Source organism: Lysobacter sp. GX 14042 (assembly GCF_021390425.1).
Taxonomy (GTDB): Bacteria; Pseudomonadota; Gammaproteobacteria; order Xanthomonadales; family Xanthomonadaceae; genus Novilysobacter.
Genome location: NZ_JAJUWY010000002.1, coordinates 52,293 through 75,504, shown reverse-complemented (window position 1 = coordinate 75,504; position 23,212 = coordinate 52,293). Strand labels below are relative to the sequence as shown.

Genomic DNA, 23,212 nt, shown 5'->3' with positions numbered 1-23,212 from the left:
CGCGTGCTGATCACCGGCGGTGCCGGCTTCGTCGGCTCGCACCTGGCCGACCAGCTGCTGGCGCAGGGCTACCAGGTCCGCGTGCTCGACAACCTGTCCGAGCAGGTCCACGGCGAGTCGATCAGCCGGCCGTCCTACCTGGATCCGGAGGTCGAGCTGGAGCGCGGCGACGTACGTGACGAGGTCGCGGTGCGCCGTGCACTGCGCGGCGTCGATGCGGTCTACCACCTGGCCGCCGCGGTCGGCGTCGGCCAGAGCATGTACGAGATCGAGCACTACACCGACGTCAACAACCGCGGTACCGCGGTCCTGCTGGAGGCGCTGGCCAGCGCGCCGGTGCAGCGGCTGGTGGTGGCCTCGAGCATGAGCATCTACGGCGAAGGCCTGTACCGCGACGCCGCCGGCGAGGTGGTCGCCCCGCCGGAGCGCTCCCCGGAGCAGCTCGCGCGCGGCGAGTGGGAACTGTCCGACAGCGCGGGCGTGCTGACCCCGGTGGCGACGCCGGAAACCAAGGTGGCCTCGCCCTCCTCGGTGTATGCGCTGTCCAAGCTCGACCAGGAGCGGCTGTGCCTGATCGTCGGCCAGGCCTATGGCATCCCGACGGTGGCGCTGCGCTTCTTCAACATCTACGGCACCCGCCAGGCGCTGTCGAACCCGTATACCGGCGTGCTGGCGATCTTCGCCTCGCGCTACCTCAACCGCCGTCCGCCGCTGATCTTCGAGGACGGGCGGCAGCGTCGCGACTTCGTCAGCGTGCACGACGTCGCGCGCGCCTGCCGGCTGGCACTGGAGGTGCCGGGCGCGGCGGGCGAGGTGCTAAACATCGGCAGCGGCCGGTCGATCGACGTGATCGGCGTGGCCGGTGAAATGGCCTCCGCGCTGGGCATCGACGACCTGCCGCCGGAGATCACCGGCAAGTCGCGAACCGGTGACATCCGGCACTGCTTCGCGGACATCGGTCGCGCGGCGGAGGTGCTGGGTTACCGCCCGGAGGTGGAGCTGCAGCAGGGCATGGAGGAGCTGGTCGAGTGGATGCTGGGCCAGCAGGCCTTCGACCGGGTGGACGCCGCGGCCGAGGAGCTCGCGCGGCGGGGGCTCGCACGATGACCGCGAATGCCCGCGACACCGCGCCGGTGCTGGTCACCGGTGGCGCCGGTTTCATCGGGACCAACCTGTCGGCCCGGCTGCTCGCCGGCGGGCGGCAGGTGATCGTGCTCGACAACCTGTCCCGCGCCGGCGTCGCGCGGAACCTGCAATGGCTGCGTGCCCGCCACGGCGATCGCCTCGAATTCGTCGAGGGCGACGTCCGCGACCGTGCACTGCTCGACAAGGTGGTCGGGCGGGCCGGCGAGGTGTTCCACCTCGCCGCGCAGGTGGCGGTCACCTCCAGCCTGGACGATCCGGGTGCCGATTTCGAGGTCAACCTGCGCGGCACCCTCAACCTGCTGGAGGCGATCCGCGGGGCGGGGCACCGGCCGCCGCTGGTGTTCACCTCCACCAACAAGGTCTACGGCGCGCTGGGCGACGTGGAGCTGGAGGACACGGGACGCCGCTACGAGCCGTCCGACCCGGAGCTCCGCGGCAGGGGCCTGGGCGAGGATCGCCCCCTGGACTTCCACAGTCCATACGGTTGCTCCAAGGGCGGCGCCGACCAGTACGTGCTCGACTACGCCCGCAGCTACGGGCTGGACACCGTGGTGCTGCGGATGAGCTGCATCTACGGCCCGCACCAGTGCGGCAACGAGGACCAGGGCTGGGTGGCGCATTTCCTGATCCGCGCGCTGGCCGGCGAGCCGGTCACCCTCTACGGCGACGGCCTGCAGGTGCGCGACATCCTGTACGTCGAGGACCTGGTGGACGCCTTCCTGGCCTGCCGCGATCGGATGCCGGTGCTGCGCGGGCGCGCCTTCAACATGGGCGGCGGGCCCGCCAATGCGGTCAGCCTGCTGGAGGTGCTCGAACGCATCGGCCAGCTCACCGGGCACCCGCCGCGGGTCGAACATTCGAACTGGCGCACCGGCGACCAGCGCTATTACGTCTCCGATACCGGGGCCTTCCGCGCCGCCAGCGGCTGGGCACCGCGGGTCGATGCGGACGAGGGCATCACCCGCCTGCACGACTGGCTGCGCGAGTTCCACGTGCCGGTGACCGGCGCCCGTCGCGAAGCCGCCGCTGCCGGGAGCAGCGCCGCATGAGCATGATGCAGGCGGCGGTATTCCAGGGCGACGGAAAGGTGGAAGTGGCGCGCGTGGCCTTGCCCGAGCCGGAAGTGGGCCAGGTACGGGTCCGGCTGCACGGCTGCGGCGTCTGCGCCTCGAACATGCCGGTGTGGGCGGGCAAGCCCTGGTTCGAATACCCCTTCGATCCGGGCGCGCCCGGCCACGAGGGCTGGGGCGAGATCGACGCGGTCGGCGACGGGGTGGAGGACTGGCGGGTCGGCGACCGGGTCGCGCTGTTGTCGGGCAAGGCCTATGCCGAGTACGACGTGGCCGATGCCGGGGCGCTCGCGCGGCTGCCGGAAGGCCTCGACGGCAGTCCGCTGCCGGGCGAGCCACTGGCGTGCGCGATGAACATCTTCCGCCGCAGCGACATCCGGGCCGGGCAGACGGTGGCGGTGGTCGGCGTGGGCTTCATCGGCGCCCTGCTGATCCAGCTGGCCACCCACGCCGGCGCACAGGTGATCGCGCTTTCCCGCAGGCCGTTCGCGCTCGACGTGGCGCGCCGCTGCGGGGCCACCGCGACCTTCGGCACGGAGGACTGGTACGCCGCGATCGGCGCGGTCAACGAACTGACCGGCGGCGCGGGCTGCCCGCGGGTGATCGAGGCCGCCGGCGAGCAGGCGACGCTGACCATCGCCAGCGGTGTCAGCGGCGAGGGCGGCCGGCTGGTGATCGCCGGTTACCACCAGGACGGCCCCCGCGAGGTCGACATGCAGCAGTGGAACTGGCGCGGACTGGACGTGATCAACGCCCACGAGCGCGACCCCGAGGTCGCCGCGCGCGGCCTGCGCGAAGCGATGGTCGCCGTCGCCGAAGGGCGGCTCGATCCGGCTCCGCTGCTGACGCACCGCTACCCGCTCGATCGTCTCGGCGATGCCTTCACTGCGATGCAGCAGCGTCCGGACGGATTCCTCAAGGCAACGGTGAGCCTGTGAACGCACAACTCGAACCCGTCGCGCGGCGGCCACGGCTGGGTTTCCTCGGCGTCGGCTGGATCGGCTGCCAGCGTATGCAGGTACTCGCCGAAAGCGGTCTGGCCGAGATCGCCGCGGTGGCCGATGCAAGCTGCGATGCCCTGGAGCAGGCGCGCGCCTGCGCACCGCAGGCCCGGCCCGCGCGCGATCTTGCCGGGTTGCTGGCGATGGACGACCTCGACGGCCTGGTCATCGCCACGCCCAGCGGCGCCCATGCGGGGCAGGCGATCGCCGCGCTGGAATCGGGCCTGGCGGTGTTCTGCCAGAAGCCGCTGACCCGCACCGCGGCGGAAGCCAGGCAGGTGCTCGACGCGGCGCAGCGCGCCGACCGGCTGCTCGACGTGGACTTCAGCTACCGCTACGTCGCGGGCGTGGCGCAGCTGCGCGAGGCGGTCCGCACCGGCGAACTCGGTGAGCTCTACGCCATCGACCTGGTGTTCCACAACGCCTACGGACCGGACAAGGACTGGTTCTACGACATCGCCCGCTCCGGCGGCGGTTGTGTCATGGACCTGGGCATCCACCTGGTCGACCTGGCGCTGTGGATCGCCGGGGCCCCGGCGCCGGGGACCGTGGACGCGCAGCTGTATGCCGCCGGCCGGCCGCTGCAGGCCCCGGTCGACCGGGTGGAGGACTACGCCAGCGTGCAGTGGCGCCTGGACGGCGGGGCCAGCGTGCGCATGGCCTGTTCCTGGCGGCTGCCCGCCGGCTGCGATGCGGTGATCGGCGCGTCCTTCTATGGCACCGGTGGTGGCGCGGCGCTGCGCAATGTCGGCGGGTCGTTCTACGACTTCAATGTCGAGCGGTTCGATGGCACCTCCAGCACGCCGGTGGCCTCGCCGCCGGATGCCTGGGGTGGCCGGGCGCTGGTCGACTGGACCCGGAGGCTGGCGGCGGGCGGGCGCTACGATCCGGCGGCCGGCCACCTGCTCGACGTCGCCCGGCTGGTGGATGCGGTCTATGGGCGCTGAAGCGTTGCCGCGCGCGCCCTACCGGGTGCTGATGACCACCGACACCGTGGGCGGTGTCTGGCAGTACGCGCTGGAGCTGTGCCGCCAGCTGTGCGCCGGTGGGCACGAAGTGGTGCTCGCCGCGAGCGGGGCCGACCCCTCGCCCGACCAGGCGGCCGAGGCGCTCGCGATCGAAGGCCTCGAACTGCACGCGATGCCCTACCGGCTGGAGTGGATGTCGCGTCCCTGGGACGACATCGCCCGCGCCGGGGACTGGCTCCTCGATCTGGCCGGGCGCGTACGCCCCGACATCATCCATCTCAACGACTACAGCCAGGGGGGGCTGCCCTGGCCGGCGCCGGTGCTGATGGTCGGCCACTCCTGCGTGTGCTCCTGGTGGCAGGCGGTGCGCGGCGCCCCGGCCCCGGAGGAGTGGGCGCAGTACCGCGCCCGCGTGAGTGCCGGCCTGCGGGCGGCCGACCTGGTGGTGGCGCCCACCGCGGCGATGCTGGATTCGCTTGAGGCCCACTATGGCCCGCTGCCGGCCACGCGGGTGATCGCCAACGGGCGCACGCCCCTGGCCCGCCCCCGGACCGGGGCGCCGCGTGAGCCGCTGATCCTTGCCGCGGGGCGGCTGTGGGACGCGGGCAAGAACATCCAGGCGCTCACCGCGGTGGCCGGCGGGCTGTCCTGGCCGGTATGCGTGGCCGGCGAGGCACGGCATCCGGATGGCGGTGACGAGTCGCTGCACCCGGGTGTCCGCCTGCTCGGCCAGCTGCCGCGCGACGCGCTGGCCGGCTGGATGGCACGTGCGGGGATCTACGCGCTGCCGGCGCGCTACGAGCCCTTCGGCCTGTCGGCGCTGGAAGCGGCGACCGCAGGCTGCGCACTGGTGCTCGGTGATATCCCGAGCCTGCGCGAGGTGTGGGGCGAGGCGGCGCTGTACGTGCCGCCCGACGACCACGACGCCCTGGCCGCGACGCTGCAGCGCCTGATCGACGATCCGGAACTGCGCGAACGCCAGGCCACCCGTGCCGCCGCGCGCGCCGCCCGGTACACGCCAGAAGCCATGGCGCGCGGGTACCTGGCCGCCTATGCCGGGCTGGCAGCCGGGGCCGCGGAGCTGCAACCCGGTGTACCCGCCACCGCCCCCGTTTCCGCCGCCGTCGCCGGAGCAGGCCCATGAAGTTCGTGCTGTTCTATCACTCGCTGGTGTCGGACTGGAACCATGGCAATGCCCATTTCCTGCGCGGGGTGGTCGCCGAGCTCCTGGCCCGCGGCCACGAGGTGCAGGTGCACGAGCCGGCCGATGGCTGGAGCCGGGCGCAGATGGTGGCCGGCCACGGCCAGGCCGCGGTCGAGGAGTTCCACCGCCGCTTCCCCGCGCTGCGCAGCCATGCCTACCCGCCGCAGGGACCGGACCTCGACCAGGCGCTGGACGGCGCCGACGTGGTGCTGGTGCACGAATGGAACGAGCCGGAACTGGTCGCCCGCATCGGCCGCCAGGCTCCCGGCGGCTGCCGGCTGCTGTTCCACGACACCCACCACCGGGCAGCCTCGGCGCCCGGGGAGATGGCCCGCTACCAGCTGCGCGACTATGACGGCGTGCTGGCGTTTGGCGAAGCGGTACGCCAGCGCTACCTGGAGCATGGCTGGGCTGCGCAGGCCTGGACCTGGCATGAGGCCGCCGACACCCGGGTGTTCCGGCCGATCGACGGGGAAGCCGACGAGGGCGACCTGGTGTGGATCGGCAACTGGGGCGACGAGGAGCGCAGCCGTGAACTGCGCGAGTTCCTGGTCGATCCGGTCCGGAGGCTGGGGCTGCGGGCGCGCATCCACGGCGTGCGCTACCCCGACGCGGCGCTGCGCGCGCTGGAGCAGGCCGGCATCGAGTACCGCGGCTGGCTGCCCAACCATCGCGCGCCGGAGGTCTTCGCCCGTTTCCGCGCCACCGTGCACGTGCCCCGGCGTCCCTACGTGGAGACGCTGCCCGGCATCCCGACCATCCGCATGTTCGAGGCGCTGGCCTGCGGCATCCCGCTGGCGAGTGCCTGGTGGCCCGACGACGAAAGGCTGTTCACGCCCGGGCGCGACTACCTGGTGGCCCGCGACGGGAAGGAGATGGAGCGGCACCTGCACACGCTGGTCCACGACCGCGAGGCCGCCGGGGAACTGGCCGCGCACGGGCTGGCGACCGTCCTCGCGCGGCACACCTGCGCCCACCGCGTCGACGAACTGATGGAGATCCTGTGCGGGCCACTTGCCCGCGACACGCATGAGCCAAGGAGCCTGACCCATGCCTGAGCCACTGAACATCGCCTTCTTCGGATCCAGCCTGGTGTCCTCGTACTGGAACGGGGCGGCCACCTACTACCGCGGCATCATCCACGCCCTGCACCGGCTGGGGCACCGGGTGACCTTCTACGAGCCCGATGCCTTCGAGCGCCAGCAGCACCGCGACATTGACGATCCGGACTGGGCACGGGTGGTGGTCTATCCGGGCGAGGGCACCGACGGTGTCGAGCGTGCGCTGGAGCAGGCCCGTGGCGCCGACGTGGTGGTCAAGGCCAGCGGGGTGGGCGTGTTCGACGAACTGCTCGAGCGCGAGGTGCTGCGCCTGCAGGGCGAGGGCACCGCGGTGATCTTCTGGGACGTGGACGCGCCGGCCACGCTGGAGCGCGTGGACGAGGACCGCGCCGATCCGTTCCGCGCGCTGGTCCCGCGCTACGACATGGTCCTGACCTACGGCGGCGGACCGCGGGTGGTCAGCGCCTACGAGACACTGGGCGCGCGCCGCTGCGTGCCGGTCTACAACGCACTAGACCCGGCCACCCACCATCCGGTGCCTGCCGATCCGCGGTTCGCCGCGGACCTGGGCTTCCTCGGCAACCGCCTGCCCGACCGCGAGGCGCGGGTGGACGCGTTCTTCTTCGAAGCGGCGCGCCAGGCCCCTTCACGCCGTTTCCTGCTGGGCGGCAGTGGCTGGGACGAAGGCGTGCCGGGCAACGTCGAACGCCTCGGCCACGTTTCCACGCGCGACCACAACACTTTCAACTGCAGCGTGCGGATGGTGCTCAACGTCAACCGCGAGAGCATGGCGCGCTTCGGCTGGTCCCCGCCGACCCGGGTGTTCGAAGCCGCCGGCGCCGGCGCCTGCCTGATCGTCGACGAGTGGGAAGGCATCGGCGACTTCCTGGAGCCGGGCAGCGAGGTGCTGGTGGCCTCCGATGGCGGGCAGGTCGCCCGGTACCTGGAAACGGTGGGTTCCGGCGAGGCCGCGGCGATCGGCGAACGCGCCCGCAAGCGGCTGCTGGCCGACCACACCTACGACCACCGCGCGCGCCAGGTCGAGCAGTTGCTGGGCGTGCGCGCCGGGGCGCCGGCGTGAGCGCGCCGCTGGACATCGTGGTCCTGGGGTTGAGCCTGCGCTCGTCCTGGGGCAACGGCCATGCCACGACCTGGCGCGCACTGATCGAGGCGCTGGGCGAACGCGGCCATCGGGTGACGTTCCTCGAGCGTGACGTGCCGTGGTACGCCGGCCACCAGGACGCGCGCGGCGAGCTGCCCGGAGAGCTGCTGCTGTATGCCGGGCCCGACGAGTTGCGCCAGGCCCATGCCGGCCTCGTGGCCGATGCCGACCTGGTGATCGTCGGCTCCTACGTGCCCGACGGCATCGAGGTCGGGCGCTGGGTGCAGGACACCGCCACCGGCCTGGTCGCGTTCTACGACATCGACACCCCGGTGACCCTGGCCGCGCTCGGGCGTGGGGAGTGCGAGTACCTGGACGCGGAACTGGTGCAGGGCTACGACTTCTACCTGTCCTTCAGCGGTGGCCGCTCGCTGGAGCTGCTGGAACAGCGCTATCAATCGCCGATGGCGGTGCCGCTGTACTGCTCCTTCGACCCGGCGCGCTACTTTCCCGAGTCGTGCGATACCGCGTACGACCTGGGCTACATGGGCACCTACAGCGACGACCGCCAGCCGGTGCTGGACGAGCTGCTGCTGCAGCCGGCGCGGACCTGGCGAGACGGCCGCTTCGCCGTGGCCGGGCCGCAGTACCCCGCGCACATCCAGTGGCCTTCGAACGTTGAGCGCATCGAGCACCTGGCGCCGGCGGAGCACCGCGGCTTCTACAACCGCCAGCGCTTCACCCTCAACGTCACCCGGGCGGACATGGTGGCCGCCGGCTGGTCGCCCAGCGTGCGCCTGTTCGAGGCGGCCGCCTGTGCCACCCCGATCATTTCCGACGCCTGGGAGGGTCTCGACAGCCTGTTCGTCCCCGGCGAGGAGATCCTGATCGCCGAGCGCGCCGCGGACGTGGCGGCCTGGCTCCGCGACATGCCCGAGGCACGACGCGCCGGCATCGGCGAGGCGGGCCGCCGCCGGGTGCTGGCCGAACACACCGCCGCCCACCGGGCGGAAGCACTGGAGCGGTACTTCGACCGGGCCGCCCAGCGTCGTTCCCGCCACCGGTCACAAGGGAGGGTTTGCGATGGCAGCCGCGCATGAGGCACGACAGACGACCGACCACGACGAAATCAGGAAATGGGTGGAAGCCCGTGACGGCCGGCCGGCCACGGTGAAGGACACCGGCGAGGGCGAGGAGGCGGGCGTGCTGCGCATCGCCTTCCGCGACGATCCCGCGCTGGAGGAGATCAGCTGGGACGAGTTCTTCGACAAGTTCGAGGAAGAGGACCTCGGTTTCCTCTACCAGGAGAAGACCGCCGACGGAAAGCCCAGCCGCTTCTTCAAGCTGGTCGACCGTGAGTAGCGCGCAGGAGCTGCGCGCGCGGGTCGAAGAGCTCGGCCCATGGTTCCACAACCTGCACCTGCCCGGCGGCGTGCAGACCGCCCCCGACCACTGGCTGCAGGCGGACTTCCCGGCCTTCAAGTGGGCGGAGATCGCCCCTCACGTGCCGGCCGACCTGGACGGCTGGACGGTGCTGGATATCGGCTGCAACGCCGGCTATTACAGCTTCGAGCTGGCCAGGCGCGGCGCCCGGGTGACCGCGGTGGATGTCGATCCGCACTACCTGCGCCAGGCCCGCTGGGCCGCCGGTGTGCTGGGGCTGGAGGACCGCGTCGAGTTCCGCCAGATGCAGGTCTACGAACTGGCGCGGGTGGAGGAGCAATACGACCTGGTCTGGTTCATGGGCGTGCTCTACCACCTGCGCCATCCGCTGTTGGCGCTGGACATCATCCGCCGCCGCACCCGGCGGATGATGGTGATGCAGACCCTGACCATGCCCGGCGAGGAAGTCGCGGAGATTCCCGGCGACTTCCCGCTGGACGAGCGCGAGCGGCTGCGCGGCGCCGGCTGGCCGGTGATGGCGTTCCTCGAACACCGGGTCGCCCAGGATCCGACCAACTGGTGGGCACCGAACCACGCCTGCGTCGAGGCAATGTTGCGCAGCGCCGGCTTCAGCGTGCGCGAGCGGATCGCGCACGAGACCTATCTGTGCGAGCCCGAGCGCGGGGAGGAGGGCATGCGCCCGATGATCGAGGCCGAGCTGCGCGCGGCGGCCGGGCTGGGGCGGTGATCAGCGGCCGGCGAAGCCGGTATCGCTGATCGTCAGCCGGTCGAGCCGCGGGCCGTCGGGCAACAGCTGGTCCTGGACGCCGGCGCGGTAGCGGGCGAGCAGTCCGGGATCATTGCGCCCGACCAGGGTTTCGTGGGCGAGGTCGGCGGCCGCGACGTGCAGCACGAAGGTTTCCGCCAGCTCCTGCTTTTCCGCATCGTCCATCCGCCGCATCCAGAAGTCCCCGCTGAACTGCGCGAGGAGCTGGCTGCGGACCGCGCGTGCCTGGGCCGGAGTGATGGCGCGGCCATGGATGATTTCCCACAGCGCGACGTAGCGCATCGCGGCGACCTCGAGCAGGTCGTCCAGGCGCGGCTCCAGACCGTGGCTGCGCATCAGCTCGCGGAAGCGCTCGTGATAACGCCCGGAGTCGAGCTCGCGCGCCATGGTGGCGCGGCTGGCCGGGTCATCGCCGCCATAGAAGAGGACGAAGCGCTGGTTGACCGTTTCGGTGACTGCGGGGTCGGCTTCGAACCCCGGATCGAACTCGGGTTCCTTCCACTCGCTGGCCTGGCTCTGGAAGGCCTTGCTGCTGTCGCTGCTGAGCCGGCGGGCACCATCCAGGGCCGACTGGCTCAGGGCCATCTGGCCGTAGCCCATGCCCAGGTCGAGCGTCGCCGAGGGCGACCACTGCGCCTGCGCGGCCAGTGGCACCGCCAACATCCCGAGGACCGCAGCAGGCAGGCGGGACTTGCGCATCGTGGGACCTCCGTAAAAAAGGAAACGGCCCCGGGAGACCGGGGCCGTTCCATCTTGCACCTGTAGCGCCGGCGGTTACTGCTTGCGGGCGTTGGCGGTCATGCCTTCACCGATCGCCTTGATGGCGGTGCTGGCGGCGTTCGAGATCATGCTGAACAGCTGGCTCTGGGCCTGGAACTCCGAGATGGTCTTCTGGAATTCCTTGGCGGCCTTCTGGTCTTCCGGGTCGGCGGCGGCGAGCTTGTCCATCTTGCCGGTCAGCTCGACCAGCTTGGCGGCCTTGTCACCCATGATGCCGCCCAGGGCCTGGGCGATGGCGACCAGCCAGCTCTTGCCGTTGGAACCCTTGCTCTCGCCGGATTCCTGCAGGCCGCTGATGATCATCTTGCTGATGGTGAGGTTGATTGCGTCGGACATTTCCTGTTTCTCCTCGGCTTCGGGTCGCCGCCGGTGAAGCCCCGGATGGAAGCGGCGTGGTGGATGTGTTTGCGTGGAAATGATTCTGCGGGGAAGTGCCGCGGTAAACAGCTAGGGCGTTCCCTAGCGGATCGTCAGCCGCGCTGCAGCGCCATCGCCAGGTGCGCGGGCAAACCCTCGGTCCCGGTGGCGGTCGCCGCCGCGGGGCGCGACTTCAGCCACGCCAGCGCGGCCTGTTCGCCGTCGGTGCGGCAGCGGCGGGAGAACTCCATCGCCACCGCCAGCGCCTCCGAATCCAGGCCCGCCATCGCCCGGTCGAACTGCTGCACCAGCTCCTCGCGGTCGCCGTGGTCGAGCATTCCCACCGCCTGCAGCGAATCCAGGGTGGACAGCCACTGGTCGCGGTCGGGGGTGCCGCCGGGGGTGGTGCTTCCGTTCGCCATCGCCTGGGCTTCCTGCTCCAGTGCCTGGCGGAAGTGGCCAAGGATGGTTTCCCGGGCGCTGGCGTCCAGGTCAGGGTTGCGGGCGAGCGATTCGTCGAGTTGCGCCAGCATCTGCTCACGCTCGCTCGCACTGGGAACCTGGGCGAAGGTCGTCATGGGTGGAATCCCCCTGTCTTGGTGGGTGTCACGGGTGGGTGTCGCGACAGGCTACGTTTGGACGTGCCGGGTCAGCAAGTGCCGCGCGCCGGGGCGGCAGCTCATGCCCGGGACAGTTGCAGGCCATCCAGCAGTTCCCGGGTCGCGCGCGCGTCGGCTTCCCCCATCTCACGCGCCTGCGCGGCGAGCCATTCGTCGGCCGCCTCGCGCCCTTCGTCCGCGATGCGCCGGCGGTACTCGGGAACCAGGGCCGTCATCGACACTTCGAGTTCCGCGCGCCGGTCGGAGAGGTGGCGTACCAGCGCCGCCTCCGCGTCCTCGTCGATCAGCCCCTGTTGCCTGAGCTCCTCGATCCGGGCGATCCAGTCACGCCCGGACGGGTCGGCCTGCACGGCTCAGTACCCCATGCCCTGGTCGAAGGCGAACGAGTAGTTGTTGGAGAACAGTGCCGCGACATTGTTGGCGACATCGTTGACGCCGTCGCCGAACACCGCCACCGCGACGTTGTTCGCGAAATTGCCGAGTACATCGCCCACGATGTCGCCCACGATGCTGCCTACGAAACCGCCGATCGGGCCGCCGTACGCGGTACCGATGGCACGGCCGATGGACTGGGAAAGGTTGTCGACCGCAGTGCTGATGAAGGACATGGGAGTCTCCGCTTGCTCGGGTATGGCCGGACGCCGGCCGGAATGGACTGCAGGTTGTGCTGTTGCAATGACGAGTATCTGCAGCGTGGACGGGCGCACCATCGGGGCCGCCCCCAGCTGGGGTTTTCCCGTGGGTGCCGGCTCGGCAGCGGGACCCGGCGGTCAGGGCTCCACGCGGGCGGCGGCGACGTAGCGCTCGCCGTCGCTGGCGAAATCCGACCGCAGCGCCTGTCCGCGGCCGTTGACCAGATGGGCGCGCAGGTCGGCCATGCCGTTGTGGCGGGTCGGCAGGACCTCCAGCTGCCGGGCCTGCCGGGCGCGGAGCAGCACGCGCTGGCTGCCCGCGGCGTCGCCGGAATAGATCCACCACCAGGCGTTGTCATCGGCCTGCTGGCGCAGGCATGGGTGCAGGCCGTTGAGGATCCACTCTTCGCGCCCGTCGCCGTCGAGGTCGACGCGGTGGACACCGACCCAGTCGCGGGCGAAATGGCTGCGGCCGTCGACCACGCCACCGGGGCAGGTCAGGACCAGTTCGTCGGTCTGCAGGGCGCGGGAAATGGCTTCCGGGAGCGGGGTTGTGGTATCCCCGGGATCGCGATGGTCCAGCCGCACGGCGTCGGCCGGCTCCGGATCCGGTGCCGGCGGCGCCAGCGCGCCGGCCGCCGGTGGGGCGTTGCAGCCCGCCAGTACCGCCAGCAGGACGGCCAGCGGCAGGTTCCAGCGGGTCACGGGCAGGACCCGCATGGCGCCAGGGGCATGTCAGCCGGCGCGGCCGTCATAGGTGCCATCGAGCAGGTCGTTGACCCAGCGGTCGATCACCTCGGGCGCGGCCTCGATGTGCACGTGCGGGCCGGTCGAGTTGCCGGTGGATCCCTGATTGCCCAGCACATCGCCATAGCCGACCTGCTGGCCGACCTTCACGTCGATCGAAGACAGGTGGAACAGGGCGACGATCTGCCCGTTTTCGCCACGGATCATCACCGCGTTGCCCGCGCCGCCGTTTGGACCGGCCTGGATCACCTCGCCGGCGATCGGCGAGGGGAGTGGCTGCCGGGTCTGGGATTCACCGTCGCGGTGCAGCACCAGGTCGCGGACCTCCAGCTGCTGGCCCTCGCGGGTGACCGTCTGGTAGTCATGGTGCGGTTGCTGGTCGGCCGCGCTGTCCAGCGCGATCGCCCCCTGGTGGCCGGTGCTGTAGACCGTGTACGGACGCAGCGTGGCGGGCTCGCCATCGTCATTGGCGGCCGGTCCGGCGGCGTCCAGCGCGGTGTCGCCCGTCGACGCGGGCACGGTGTCACCGGAAGGGGCGGCGCCCGCAGTACCGCCCGGCAGGTGCACGACCTGGTCCGGATAGATCAGGTCCGGGTTGCGGATCTGGGGGTTGGCCTCGATCAGCGACTGCAGGGATACCCCGTTGGCCATCGCGATGTCCCACAGCGTGTCGCCACGGACTACCGTGTGGGCGGCGGCAGCGCGTGCGGTGCTGCCGGCGTCGGCGCCGTTCGGCGCCGGCCGCGTGCCGGTGGAGGCGGGCGGTGGGGCGGAGTTGTCCAGTGGGCCGTCGATGCGCTCGCGGACCTTGGCGGTCGCCTCGCCGGAGGTGATCCGGCCGTCGCCGTTGAGGTCCAGCCCGGCGTTCATGCTGTAGGCCGCGCCGCTGTCGAACAGCACCGAGTCCGGGTCCGGCCGCGGACTGCCGTGCAGCACGGTGGTGTAGACGCCTTCCAGCGTGCCCAGGTCGCCGGGGTCGGAGCGGTTGTTGAAATAGCGCTCGACGTATTCGAGCTGTTCCACCGGGCTCATGCGCGCCAGCGCCTCGGTGCTGGTACCGAGCTCGGCGGCGGTCGCCGGCATGAACTGGATCAGGCCGGTGGCGCCACTGCCGGCGGCGTTGAGCACGCCGGTATCGAAGGTGCCGCCGGTTTCGAAGCTCATCACCGCCAGCAGGAACTCGGGGCGGGTGCCGAGGCGCTCGGCCATCGCCTCGACCCCGCGCAGGAACTCCGGGGTGACGTTGGGATTGCCACGGACGCCGGCAATGCGGTTGTAGTCGAAGCCGGACTGCTCTACGCGGCTGGCGTTGACAGCGGCATTGCCGGAAATGGACTGCACGGCCATGGGGGGCTCCTGCGGCGTGTTGGCTGCCCCCGATTACAGGCCCCCCGTGCGGTCATTCCAACTGGTGCTGACCCTATGCGGCGCCCGTCGCGGCCGGTTCAGGCGTGGTAGCGCGGTTCCACCACCAGGTTGCCAAGGCCACGGGCGGCAAAGCGCTCGCCCAGCTGCCCGGCCGCCTCGCGGATCGCCGTGAAGCTCTCGGCCGAGCGCACGTCGGCCTGCAGCAGCCAGCCGTCGGTGGTGCGCGTGAGCATCAGGTCGGTGCCCGGCAGGGTGGCTTCGTCCAGCCGGAGCAGGACCTGGCTGTTGCTGTCCGTCGCGCCGCCCTCGCTGACCGCGAGCTGGCGTACATGACGCTCGAGCATCTGCGCCAGGGCCGCGGGGTTGGCGGTGGGGGGCGGGGCGCCGGTGGTGACTGCCGGAGCCTGCGCCGCCAGGTGCTGGGCCTGCCACATCGCGGCGGACTCGGCAGGCGGCAGGATGTCGGCGCTGCCGCGGCCTGGCTCGCGCGGATCCTGGGCGGTGGCCTGCTGGAACGCCGGGCGTCCGTCCTGGGCCTGCTGCAGCGATGCGTCCTGGCGGCTGGCACCGTGGGCGCCCGCCTGGCCGGCACCCTGCTTCTCCATGGCCTGGCGGAAGGCCTGCACCGAACCGCTGTCGGCCGGCCTGCGCTCGCGCACGTCCGGGTCGCGTCCCTGCTGCCGCACTGCGCCGGTTTCATTGCCGGAGGTGTTGCGAATGATGCTCATCGTCGTTCCCTCAGTTCACGGTGCTGCGCACAAGGCGCGACTGCAGCAGCTCGGCGGCGGCGTTCTCTTCCTGCCGCAGCTCGGCCGCATGCTGTTCCCCACGCCAGACATCACGCCGCTTGACCAGCGCATCCTCGCGCGCCTTGGTGCGGAAGAACGCTTCGCGCGCCTGGCGCAGGGCGAGCTCGGCCTCGCGCAGGACTTCCTGCGCCTTCGCAAGTTCCTGCTGCGCCTGCTGGATCTTCACCGCGAGCAGTTCCACGTGCGATTCGCGCTGGGCCAGCACCAGTGGCCAGGCGCTGCCGGGCGGTGGCGGTTCCATCAGGCGCTGCCGCTGCTGCGTGCGCTCCATCCCGAGCGCCATGATCTGGCCCTCGATGCGCAGGCAGGCGTCGCGCTGCCGGCTAGCCGCGCGCTGGCACTGCAGCACCTTCTGGCGCGCCTTGCCGGTGCGGTGCTCGCGCAGTTCGACCAGCTTGGCCAGGGGAAAGCGCCTGTTCATGCCGGGAACAGCCTGCGTAGTGCCTGCGATGACTGGTCGAACGGCACCAGCTCGGCCGCCGACTGCTGCAGCAGTTGGCGGATCGGTCCTATCCGGTCGATGGCGATGTCGGCCTCGGGGTCGCTGCCGCGCTGGTATTCGCCCAGCTGCAGCAGCAGTTCGATGTCCTGGTGCTTGGCCAGGTACTTGCGCAGCTGGCCGGCGGCCCGCTGGTGCACCGGATCGACCACCCGCGGCATGGTCCGGCTGAGGCTGGAGAGCACGTCGATCGCCGGGTAGTGGTAGGCGGCGGCCAGCTTGCGCGAGAGCACCACGTGGCCGTCGAGGATCGAACGGACCTCCTCGGCGATCGGGTCGCTGCCGTCCTCGTCCTCCATCAGCACGGTGTAGAAGGCGGTGATGCTGCCCTTGTCGTTGTTGCCGGCGCGCTCGAACAGGGCGGGCAGGGCGCTGAACACCGAGGGCGGGTAGCCGCGCCGCGCGGGGGGCTCGCCGACCGCCAGGCCGACGTCGCGCAGGGCGCGGGCGAAACGGGTGACCGAGTCCAGCAGCAGCAGCACGCGCTTGCCCCGGTCGCGGAAGTGCTCGGCGATCGCGGTGCCGACCCAGGCGGCGCGGCTGCGCTCCAGCGCCGGCCGGTCGGAGGTGGCGACCACCACCACCGAGCGCGCAAGGCCCTCGGGGCCGAGGTTGTCCATGATGAACTCGTTGACCTCGCGGCCGCGCTCGCCGACCAGCACGATCACGTTGACATCGGCATCGCCGCCGCGGGCCAGCATGCCCATCAGGGTGCTCTTGCCGCCGCCGGCGACCGCGAAGATGCCCAGCCGCTGGCCCTCACCCACGCTCAGCACGCTGTCGATCGCCCTTACCCCGGTGGAGAACGGGCGCTCGATCAGCTTGCGGGTCAGCGGGTTGGGCGAGGGCGCGTAGATCGGGGCTTCGGCGATGGTGCGCAGGCGGCCACGGTCGTCGATCGGCATGCCATGGGCGTCGAGCACCCGGCCCAGCAATGCATCGCCGGCACCGATGGTGGCCTGTCGCCCACTGGCGTAGACCTCGGTGCTGGCGGACACGCCATCGAGCGCGCCGAGCGGGGTCAGCAGGGTGTGCTGGCGGGAGACGCCGACCACTTCGGCCGGCAGGCGGAACCCGGGCGGGCCCTCGCCGGGCGGATTGCGCAGTTCGCACAGCTCGCCGATCGAGGCCTTGAGGCCGGTGGCGCGGATCAAGGTGCCATAGGCCTCGGCGACCTTGCCGACGCGCTCGACGGTCCGCGCCTTGTTGAGAGCGCCGGCGACCAGGGCATCGGTGGAGTGCAGGGCGCTCACGCCGGGGCGCCCGTATCAGCGGCGTCGGCCGCGTCGGCCTGGTCGTGGGCGTGCGCCAGGGCGGCGCGGATCGCCTCGATCTGCTGGGCGATGCCGGCCCGGACCTGCCCGGCCTCGGACACCACCACGCAGCTCAGCGGGTCCAGGCTTTCGTCGTCGACCAGCTCGATCACTCCGACCGCGGGGTGCGCCTGACGCACCGCGCCCAAGCCGGCGTTGACCGGCTCGCGCACCGAGGGGTGGACCCGGATCAGCAGGAACTGCTCGGCCTGGGCGGCCTCGACCGCATCGCGCACCAGCGCCGGGGCGACGGCGCTGGCGTCGAAGCCGGGCGCGAGCCGGGACACGATGGTGCAGGCCAGGTCGGTGATCCGGCCATGGGCCTCGCCCAGGACCCGGGCGCGGCGCTCGTTGAGGGCGGCCAGCTGTTCGGCCATCTGCTGCTGTGCGCGGGCGAAGCCATCGGCGAACCCGGCCGCCACGCCCTCCTTGCGCGCTTGTTCGATCTCCGCCGAGGCGCCCTCGTACAGGGCGTTGACCTTCTCCAGCAGCTGGTCGATCTCCTCCAGCTTCGCCCAGGCCTGCGGCGGGACGATGTTGCCTGCGATCGCGCGCTCGAAACGGCGCGGCTCAAATACCCCCACGCCGCCCTGCAGCCGCGGGGTGGGCGCGGCTGCGGCGGGAGGCGCATCGGCCCGGGTGGCGGGCGCGGCAGTGTCTGCGTGCATCCGGAGTGACCGTCCTCAGTTGCCGCCGCCCCCGGCAGGGGCGGTGTGGTGTGCGTGGAGCCGGGCGACCGCGCCGGCGGGAAGGTGCGCCCGGGCGTCGGGGTCGCCGGGGTGCAGCAGCAGGACCCAGTCGCCCAGTGCCGGTTCGTGGGTGGCGGCCCAGTGGCGCAGCTCGGCCCGGCCCTGACGGGCGAACATCGCCCGGAGTACCGCGGCCGGATCGGGACCGCCGACGGCGTCGGACAGGCGCGCCTGCAGCCGGGCCAGCAGGGTCGGCGGCACCTGGCCGTCCCACATCTGCCGGTCCAGCGCGAGCAGGTAGCGCTTGCCCAGGGTGTCCTTGAGCCGGCGCACCGGCTCGCGCCCGATCTCCGCGCGGATCGCCGGGGCGAACGCCAGCACGCCCAGGTTGCGCAGGAAGGCCTCCAGCCGCTCGCGTGGCCAGGCCGCCGCGGTCCGGTCCACGGCCGGCTCGGGCGAGGGGGCGAAAAGGGCGGCCGCGGGTGCCTGTTCCAGGCACCGCAGCATCACCTGGCGGCCGAGCCGGCTCTCGCGGCCGGCGGCCAGCAGGGCGGGATCGATGCCGCCAAGCCACTGCGGATCGATCTCCGCCAGCAGCGTGCGCAGGCCCTGGCCCGGCCCCCCGGCCACTTCACTCATCCTTCCAGGTCGGTGCCTCGGCGCGTACCTCGCCACGCCTTGCCAGTGGCAGGCGCTTGCGCATCGCCACCAGGCCGGCCGCGAGGGCGAACAGCGCCAGCAGGACCAGTGCCAGCGGACTCACCGAGGACATCGCCACCGGGACCTTCTGCTCACGGGTGCCCGCCGGCGGCACCGCCTTGGTGAAGAACTTCACCGAAACCCGGTTGGGGTTGTTCAGGTACTCGATGCCGTCCACGACCAGGACCTTGACGTCGGTCTCGCGGTTGCGCAGCTCGTAGCCGGGAAGCTCGTAGATGATCACCGAGGCGGAAGCCTCCCGCGGGTTGTTGCCCAGCGGGTCGTCCTCGGGGATGGCGACATGGACCCGCGCGTCGACCACCCCGTCGATCTTCATCAGGGTGGCCTCGATCTCCTGCTGCTGGCCGCACTTGTAGCGTGCCCGCTCCTCCAGCGCCGAGGAGGCGAAGCCTTCCTTGCGGAACACGTCGCACAGCGATACCCGGCTGCTGCCCGGCAGCCCGCGCGAATCCAGGACCTGCATCGAGTAGGCGAAATCGGCCCGGTCGACCTGGACCTCCCAGCCCTTCTTCGCCGAGGACGGGGCCTTCTCGGCGGCCACGCCCGAGGCCAGCAGTGCGGCCATGACCTCGTTGGCCTGCTGTTCGTCCAGCTCATTGTAGAGCGTGGCGCGGCTGCAGGCCGCCAGCACCAGGCAGGCGAGCAGGACGGCGACCGGGCGCCAGGCGGTGAACGGACGGGACATGCCGGAACCTCCCTTACGACTGCTGCCGGAACAACTGCTGGATGCCGTCCGAGGAACGGTTGGCAACGTTGGACGTGAGCTGCGCCGTGAACAGGAACTGGTGGGCGCGCATGGTCAGCTGGATCATCTCGCCGGGGGTGAAGTCGGACGAGCCGGCGGTCAGCGAATGCGACATCGACTCGATCCGCTCGGCGCCACCGTTGAGGCTCTCCAGCGCGGACAGGATCGCCCGGGTGCCCTGCGGCTCGGCGGTGCCGGTGGCCGACAGCACCGTCCCGGCGCCCTCGCTGTTGGCCGGTCCCGCCGTTCCGGCGCGTTCCATGGAGGCGGCGAAATCACGCATCTGCTCGCCCGCGGCCTGCGGGCTGTGTTGCGACTGCGATGCGGCCGTGGTCCCGGTGCCCGCCTGGGTACTGGCGGCGACACTGGCCTGGATGGCTTCGATCATCTCGTTTCTCCGATGGTGGAGGGTGGCTTACTGGCGCTTGCCCAGGGTTTCCAGCGCGTGGCCGACGGCGTTCTGCGAGGTGGCGGCGTTGTTGGAGATGAACTGCATGCGCAGGCTCTCGGCGGTCAGCTGGACCATGTTCGAGGGCTGGTCGCCGCCGGTGGCGATCTGGTCGGACAGCGCGGTCACCCGGCCGGCCTGGTTGTCCAGGGTGTCGCCCCAGGCACGGGCCATCGCCTCGTACCAGCTGGAGCTGGCGCCGGCGGAAGCAGGCTTGCGGGTGGTGCCGGAGTTGGCCGAGGCGATGAAGGTGGTCAGGGCGTTCGGGTCGGTCGGGTTGATGCTCATGGGTTTCTCCTTGTGGCGGGTGGCACTTCTCTTGCGAGCATTGCGGCCTGCTCGCGGGGCCATGGATCAACGGGGTGCGGGGGTGGTCCCGGGTGTGGCCGGCGCGGGGTCCTCCGCTTCGGCCAGCGATTCAGGTTCCGCGTCGGCCGGCGCCGGGCCGGCGAGCGCGGTGTCGGCCTCGTCCGGCAGCGGCTCGCCGGCCTCGTCCGGCACGGCCGCCGGCTCGATCCGGATCTTGCGGATCAGCCCGTCGCCGCCGATCGCCCAGGCACCCTTCTCGCTGATGCTCGACAGGCGGCCGCGGCCGTCGGGGAGGTCCTCGGAAGGGCGGAACACCCGGCCGTCGGAGGCGATCAGGTGCGGGTCCTCGCCGGTCACCACGGTGATCAGCCTGACCCGCTCCGCGGGCTTTGGCGCCGGGTTGCCATCGCTGGCCAGCGCCGGGGCGTCGCGGGGCGGAAGCAGCTCGGTGAAGCCGTTGACGTCGCGCATCACCCGCGAGCTCCCGGCCTCGGCCAGCAGCTTCCAGTCGTCGAAGTCCACCGCGGGCTCCACGCGCACCGCGCCATCGCCCTGGTAGCGGGTGTCGGCGGTGATGCCGAAGGTGCGCAGGACCTCGCGGACGTCGCGGGCGACATCGTCGCCGGTGCGCAGCCGGAGCTCGATCGGCAGCGACTCGTCGGCGATGCGCTGCTGCAGGCGCGCGGCGGTGGCGGCGTCCTCCACGGTGCCGGCCAACACGATCGCCTTGCCGCGGCCGTCGACCAGCTCGCTGTCGCGCACGCCGTACTCGTCGACCAGGACACCGGCGCGCTCGCGCGGGGTGGCGGCCGGCTCAGCGGCCGGGCGCACCATGGCGTAGATGCCCACCGAGACCAGCGACAGCAGCGCGACGGCCACCAGCGCCGTCGGCAGGAACGGGCGCGGGGCCGGTGTGGCGGGGAGCGGGGTGGCGGTGAATGCGCCCGGGCTGGCACCCAGGGCGGTCCAGCCCGGCGCATCGGCCGGGCCGATCGCGATCGACACCCCGCCCAGGCGCGCCGGCTCGAGCGCCGGGAGCTCGATCGGGTCGCCCGGTTCCAGCGGGTCGCCGGCGAACTCCAGTGGCGCGTCGATCGCACGCAGCGACAGCGTGTCGCCGTGCCGCAGCACCATCGCGTGGTGCCGGGCGACCCCGGGGTCGGAGAGGATGATGTCGCAATCCTCGCCGCTGCCGATCAGCAGCATCTCCTGCGCCGACAGCACCCGGCTGGCGCCGTCGTGCAGGCCCGAGAGGATCCGCAACACCAGCGGGGCGGGTGGCTGCTCCCCTGTTGCAATCGTCTCCTCGGCAACCTGCTCGCTCATTTCACTGCCCTGCGGTCCAGTGTCCTGCGCCATGTCGTCGTGCCCGCTCATGCGTTGATCTGCCCGGTCTGGACGATGCGCAGGTCCGGGGCGAGTTCCTGATAGGACAGCACGGCCAGGCTGAAGAAATCGTTCTCCAGCAGCTTGCGCAGGTGCCGGCGTACGTCGAGTGAACACAGCAGCACCGGCGATACGCCCTGCGGCTGGCGGGCCAGGTGGCCGCGCACCTCGCCGGTCAGGCGGGCGGCGGTCTCCGGTGCGATGGCCAGCTGGCTCGCGCCACCGGCGACCCGCACCGACTGCCGCAGCCGGTCCTCCAGCTCCGGGTGGATCAGCAGCACGTGCAGGGTGCGGCTGTCATCGGCGTAGCGCTCGGCGATCTCGCGCTTGAGCGCCACGCGCACGTATTCGGTCAGCAGCACCACGTCCTTTTCGCGACCGCCGACGTCGGTGATCGCCTCGAACACGTCGCGCAGGTTGCGCATCGGCACGCCTTCCTCGGCCAGGCGGCGCAGCACATCCGAGACCCGCTGCGGGGCGACCACCCGCAGCATCTCCTTGATCAGGTCCGGGTAGTCGCGCTGCATCCGGGCGAACAACCTTGAGGTTTCCTGGATGCCGATGAAGCCGCCCATCCGCCGCTCCAGCGCCTGCCGCAGGTGCAGCTGCAGGGCGTCCAGCGGGGCGAGTGCGCCTTCCGCGGGCGCGACCCACTCGCCTGGCAGCGCGGGGTAGAAGCCGGGGGGCGAGCGGGTCTGGTCGGCGCCGGGGCCGGCGGGGCGGAACTGGCGGTCGGCCGGCACCACGCCCGAGGCGATGCGGCCGCCGAAGGCGGTGAGCCGGTAGGCGTCCGGACCCAGCGAGGCGTCCACCTTGAGCGCCGGGTTGGGCAGTGGCACGCCGCTGCGCTCGCGCAACTGCTGCGACAGGGCGAGCAGCCCGTCCTGCAGGGCCTGCTTGCCCCCGGTGGCCTCGAGCAGCGACGGCGAGGCGGCGAGCTGCAGCGGGGCCGGTGGCGCCAGGTCATCGGTTTCCACCGGCTCGTGGATGCTGGCCATTTCCGCGTCGCTGACCCGGAAGGTGCGGCGCAGGACCTCGTATTCGTGGCGGTAGCGCCACGCCGAAAAGCCCAGCAGCGCCAGCCCGAGCAGGCCGAACACCGGCCACGGGAAACCCGGCACCAGCATCATCAGCAGCGACAGCACGCCGGTGATCAGGGCGATGCGGGGCTGTGCCGTGACCTGCCGGGTGATGGCCGCGCCCAGATGCAGGTCCTCCTCCTCGCCGGCGGTGCGGGTGACCACCAGGCCGGCGGAGATCGCGGCCAGGATCGCGGGAATCTGCGAAACCAGGCCGTCGCCGATGGTCAGGATGCTGTAGGTCTGGGTCGCCTCGCCCAGCGCCATGTCGTGCTGCAGCACGCCGACCGCCAGGCCGCCCAGCAGGTTGATGATGATGATCACGATGCCGGCGATCGCATCGCCCTTCACGAACTTCATCGCCCCGTCGAGGCTGCCGTACAGCTGGCTCTCGGTCTCCAGCAGGCGGCGCTTCCTGCGCGCCTCGTCCTTGTCCAGCAGGCCCGAGCGCAGGTCCGAGTCGATCGACAGCTGCTTGCCGGGCATCGCGTCCAGGGTGAACCGCGCCGCCACCTCGGCCACGCGCTCGGCGCCCTTGGCGACCACGATGAACTGCACCACGGTGATGATCAGGAACACCACCAGGCCGACCACCAGGTTGCCGGCGGCGACCATGTTGCCGAAGGTGTCGATGATGTGGCCGGCATCGGCGTTGATCAGGATCGACTTGGTGATCGCGATCGAAAGCGCCAGCCGGAACAGCGTGGTCAGCAGAAGCACGCTGGGAAAACTGGAGAACGCGACCGGCGAGGGGATGTAGATCGCCAGCAGCAGCAGCGAGAAGCCGATGGCGATGTTCAGCGCGACCAGTGCATCGATCACCGCCAGCGGCAGCGGCAGGATCATCAGCGTGATGATGGTCACCGCGCCGATCGCCAGCACGATGTCGCTGTAACCGTTACGGCGCCTCGGGCTGGCACCCTGCGGCGCCGCCAGCAATGACCCGATCAGCTCGCGCATGCGCCTTGTCCCCCCTGCAACCGTTGATC

The 23,212-nt window shown here is 71.5% G+C and carries 27 protein-coding genes; 10 read left to right on the top strand and 17 right to left on the bottom strand.

Annotated elements, in window-relative coordinates:
* Nucleotides 1-3: 3 nt before the first annotated feature.
* From LY625_RS03660 to LY625_RS03615, 10 genes are read left to right on the top strand one after another with little or no spacing between them, the layout of a single operon-like run.
* On the top strand, nucleotides 4-1,107 hold the full coding sequence (locus LY625_RS03660) for an NAD-dependent epimerase/dehydratase family protein (RefSeq protein WP_233737654.1): 1,104 nt from the start codon (nucleotides 4-6) through the stop codon (nucleotides 1,105-1,107).
* Nucleotides 1,104-2,195, top strand: a complete 1,092-nt coding sequence (locus LY625_RS03655) for an SDR family NAD(P)-dependent oxidoreductase (RefSeq protein ID WP_233737653.1) — start codon at nucleotides 1,104-1,106, stop codon at nucleotides 2,193-2,195. The genes LY625_RS03660 and LY625_RS03655 overlap by 4 nt, the downstream gene beginning before the upstream one ends.
* Nucleotides 2,192-3,154: a zinc-binding dehydrogenase gene (locus LY625_RS03650; protein ID WP_233737652.1), complete on the top strand. Its 963-nt coding sequence runs from the start codon at nucleotides 2,192-2,194 to the stop codon at nucleotides 3,152-3,154. Before LY625_RS03655 ends, LY625_RS03650 begins: the two co-directional genes overlap by 4 nt.
* Entirely contained in the window at nucleotides 3,151-4,164 is a 1,014-nt protein-coding gene (locus LY625_RS03645) for a Gfo/Idh/MocA family oxidoreductase (RefSeq protein ID WP_233737651.1), read from the top strand. Before LY625_RS03650 ends, LY625_RS03645 begins: the two co-directional genes overlap by 4 nt.
* Nucleotides 4,154-5,329: a glycosyltransferase family 4 protein gene (locus LY625_RS03640; RefSeq protein WP_233737650.1), complete on the top strand. Its 1,176-nt coding sequence runs from the start codon at nucleotides 4,154-4,156 to the stop codon at nucleotides 5,327-5,329. Before LY625_RS03645 ends, LY625_RS03640 begins: the two co-directional genes overlap by 11 nt.
* Nucleotides 5,326-6,447, top strand: a complete 1,122-nt coding sequence (locus LY625_RS03635) for a glycosyltransferase (protein ID WP_233737649.1) — start codon at nucleotides 5,326-5,328, stop codon at nucleotides 6,445-6,447. Before LY625_RS03640 ends, LY625_RS03635 begins: the two co-directional genes overlap by 4 nt.
* Nucleotides 6,440-7,531, top strand: a complete 1,092-nt coding sequence (locus tag LY625_RS03630) for a glycosyltransferase (protein ID WP_233737648.1) — start codon at nucleotides 6,440-6,442, stop codon at nucleotides 7,529-7,531. The genes LY625_RS03635 and LY625_RS03630 overlap by 8 nt, the downstream gene beginning before the upstream one ends.
* Nucleotides 7,528-8,652, top strand: coding sequence for a glycosyltransferase (locus tag LY625_RS13475; RefSeq protein ID WP_233737647.1), 1,125 nt, complete (start codon nucleotides 7,528-7,530; stop codon nucleotides 8,650-8,652). The genes LY625_RS03630 and LY625_RS13475 overlap by 4 nt, the downstream gene beginning before the upstream one ends.
* Nucleotides 8,636-8,914: a hypothetical protein gene (locus tag LY625_RS03620; protein WP_233737646.1), complete on the top strand. Its 279-nt coding sequence runs from the start codon at nucleotides 8,636-8,638 to the stop codon at nucleotides 8,912-8,914. Before LY625_RS13475 ends, LY625_RS03620 begins: the two co-directional genes overlap by 17 nt.
* Nucleotides 8,907-9,683 (top strand): TIGR04290 family methyltransferase, encoded by a 777-nt coding sequence (locus LY625_RS03615; RefSeq protein WP_233737645.1) that lies wholly within the window; start codon nucleotides 8,907-8,909, stop codon nucleotides 9,681-9,683. The genes LY625_RS03620 and LY625_RS03615 overlap by 8 nt, the downstream gene beginning before the upstream one ends.
* On the opposite strand, the gene LY625_RS03610 is transcribed toward LY625_RS03615, so the two are convergent.
* The 17 genes from LY625_RS03610 to LY625_RS03530 form a co-directional block, all read right to left on the bottom strand.
* Nucleotides 9,684-10,421 (bottom strand): DUF6683 family protein, encoded by a 738-nt coding sequence (locus tag LY625_RS03610; protein ID WP_233737644.1) that lies wholly within the window; start codon nucleotides 10,419-10,421, stop codon nucleotides 9,684-9,686. It lies immediately after the preceding gene.
* 75 nt (nucleotides 10,422-10,496) lie between these two features.
* Nucleotides 10,497-10,838, bottom strand: a complete 342-nt coding sequence (locus LY625_RS03605; RefSeq protein ID WP_233737643.1) for a hypothetical protein — start codon at nucleotides 10,836-10,838, stop codon at nucleotides 10,497-10,499.
* Nucleotides 10,839-10,972: 134 nt separating this feature from the next.
* The gene (locus LY625_RS03600) at nucleotides 10,973-11,437 is read right to left on the bottom strand and encodes a hypothetical protein (protein WP_233737642.1); all 465 of its coding nucleotides are present in this window, start codon (nucleotides 11,435-11,437) and stop codon (nucleotides 10,973-10,975) included.
* A 101-nt stretch (nucleotides 11,438-11,538) separates the two neighbouring features.
* On the bottom strand, nucleotides 11,539-11,829 hold the full coding sequence (locus LY625_RS03595; RefSeq protein ID WP_233737641.1) for a hypothetical protein: 291 nt from the start codon (nucleotides 11,827-11,829) through the stop codon (nucleotides 11,539-11,541).
* Nucleotides 11,830-11,832: 3 nt separating this feature from the next.
* A complete protein-coding gene (locus LY625_RS03590) occupies nucleotides 11,833-12,087 on the bottom strand; it encodes a hypothetical protein (protein WP_233737640.1) in 255 nt (84 codons plus the stop codon).
* Nucleotides 12,088-12,249: 162 nt separating this feature from the next.
* Nucleotides 12,250-12,831, bottom strand: coding sequence for a hypothetical protein (locus tag LY625_RS03585; RefSeq protein ID WP_233737639.1), 582 nt, complete (start codon nucleotides 12,829-12,831; stop codon nucleotides 12,250-12,252).
* A gap of 15 nt (nucleotides 12,832-12,846) precedes the next feature.
* Complete coding sequence (locus LY625_RS03580; RefSeq protein ID WP_233737638.1) at nucleotides 12,847-14,205, bottom strand: peptidoglycan DD-metalloendopeptidase family protein; 1,359 nt, start codon at nucleotides 14,203-14,205, stop codon at nucleotides 12,847-12,849.
* Between the two features lie 98 nt (nucleotides 14,206-14,303).
* Entirely contained in the window at nucleotides 14,304-14,954 is a 651-nt protein-coding gene (locus LY625_RS03575) for a hypothetical protein (protein ID WP_233737637.1), read from the bottom strand.
* Between the two features lie 10 nt (nucleotides 14,955-14,964).
* The gene (locus tag LY625_RS03570) at nucleotides 14,965-15,456 is read right to left on the bottom strand and encodes a hypothetical protein (protein ID WP_233737636.1); all 492 of its coding nucleotides are present in this window, start codon (nucleotides 15,454-15,456) and stop codon (nucleotides 14,965-14,967) included.
* The gene (locus LY625_RS03565; protein WP_233738322.1) at nucleotides 15,453-16,778 is read right to left on the bottom strand and encodes a FliI/YscN family ATPase; all 1,326 of its coding nucleotides are present in this window, start codon (nucleotides 16,776-16,778) and stop codon (nucleotides 15,453-15,455) included. Before LY625_RS03565 ends, LY625_RS03570 begins: the two co-directional genes overlap by 4 nt.
* 5 nt (nucleotides 16,779-16,783) lie before the next feature.
* A complete protein-coding gene (locus LY625_RS03560) occupies nucleotides 16,784-17,515 on the bottom strand; it encodes a FliH/SctL family protein (protein ID WP_233737635.1) in 732 nt (243 codons plus the stop codon).
* A 15-nt stretch (nucleotides 17,516-17,530) separates the two neighbouring features.
* Nucleotides 17,531-18,175 carry a hypothetical protein gene (locus tag LY625_RS03555; protein WP_233737634.1) on the bottom strand — a complete coding sequence of 215 codons (645 nt, stop codon included), beginning with the start codon at nucleotides 18,173-18,175 and terminating at the stop codon, nucleotides 17,531-17,533.
* Nucleotides 18,168-18,941, bottom strand: coding sequence for a type III secretion inner membrane ring lipoprotein SctJ (sctJ, locus tag LY625_RS03550; RefSeq protein WP_233737633.1), 774 nt, complete (start codon nucleotides 18,939-18,941; stop codon nucleotides 18,168-18,170). Before sctJ ends, LY625_RS03555 begins: the two co-directional genes overlap by 8 nt.
* 13 nt (nucleotides 18,942-18,954) lie before the next feature.
* Complete coding sequence (locus tag LY625_RS03545) at nucleotides 18,955-19,389, bottom strand: hypothetical protein (RefSeq protein ID WP_233737632.1); 435 nt, start codon at nucleotides 19,387-19,389, stop codon at nucleotides 18,955-18,957.
* Between the two features lie 27 nt (nucleotides 19,390-19,416).
* On the bottom strand, nucleotides 19,417-19,737 hold the full coding sequence (locus LY625_RS03540; RefSeq protein ID WP_233737631.1) for a hypothetical protein: 321 nt from the start codon (nucleotides 19,735-19,737) through the stop codon (nucleotides 19,417-19,419).
* A gap of 66 nt (nucleotides 19,738-19,803) precedes the next feature.
* Nucleotides 19,804-21,135 carry an FHA domain-containing protein gene (locus LY625_RS03535; RefSeq protein WP_233737630.1) on the bottom strand — a complete coding sequence of 444 codons (1,332 nt, stop codon included), beginning with the start codon at nucleotides 21,133-21,135 and terminating at the stop codon, nucleotides 19,804-19,806.
* Nucleotides 21,132-23,183 (bottom strand): FHIPEP family type III secretion protein, encoded by a 2,052-nt coding sequence (locus LY625_RS03530; protein ID WP_233737629.1) that lies wholly within the window; start codon nucleotides 23,181-23,183, stop codon nucleotides 21,132-21,134. Before LY625_RS03530 ends, LY625_RS03535 begins: the two co-directional genes overlap by 4 nt.
* Nucleotides 23,184-23,212 lie beyond the last annotated feature (29 nt).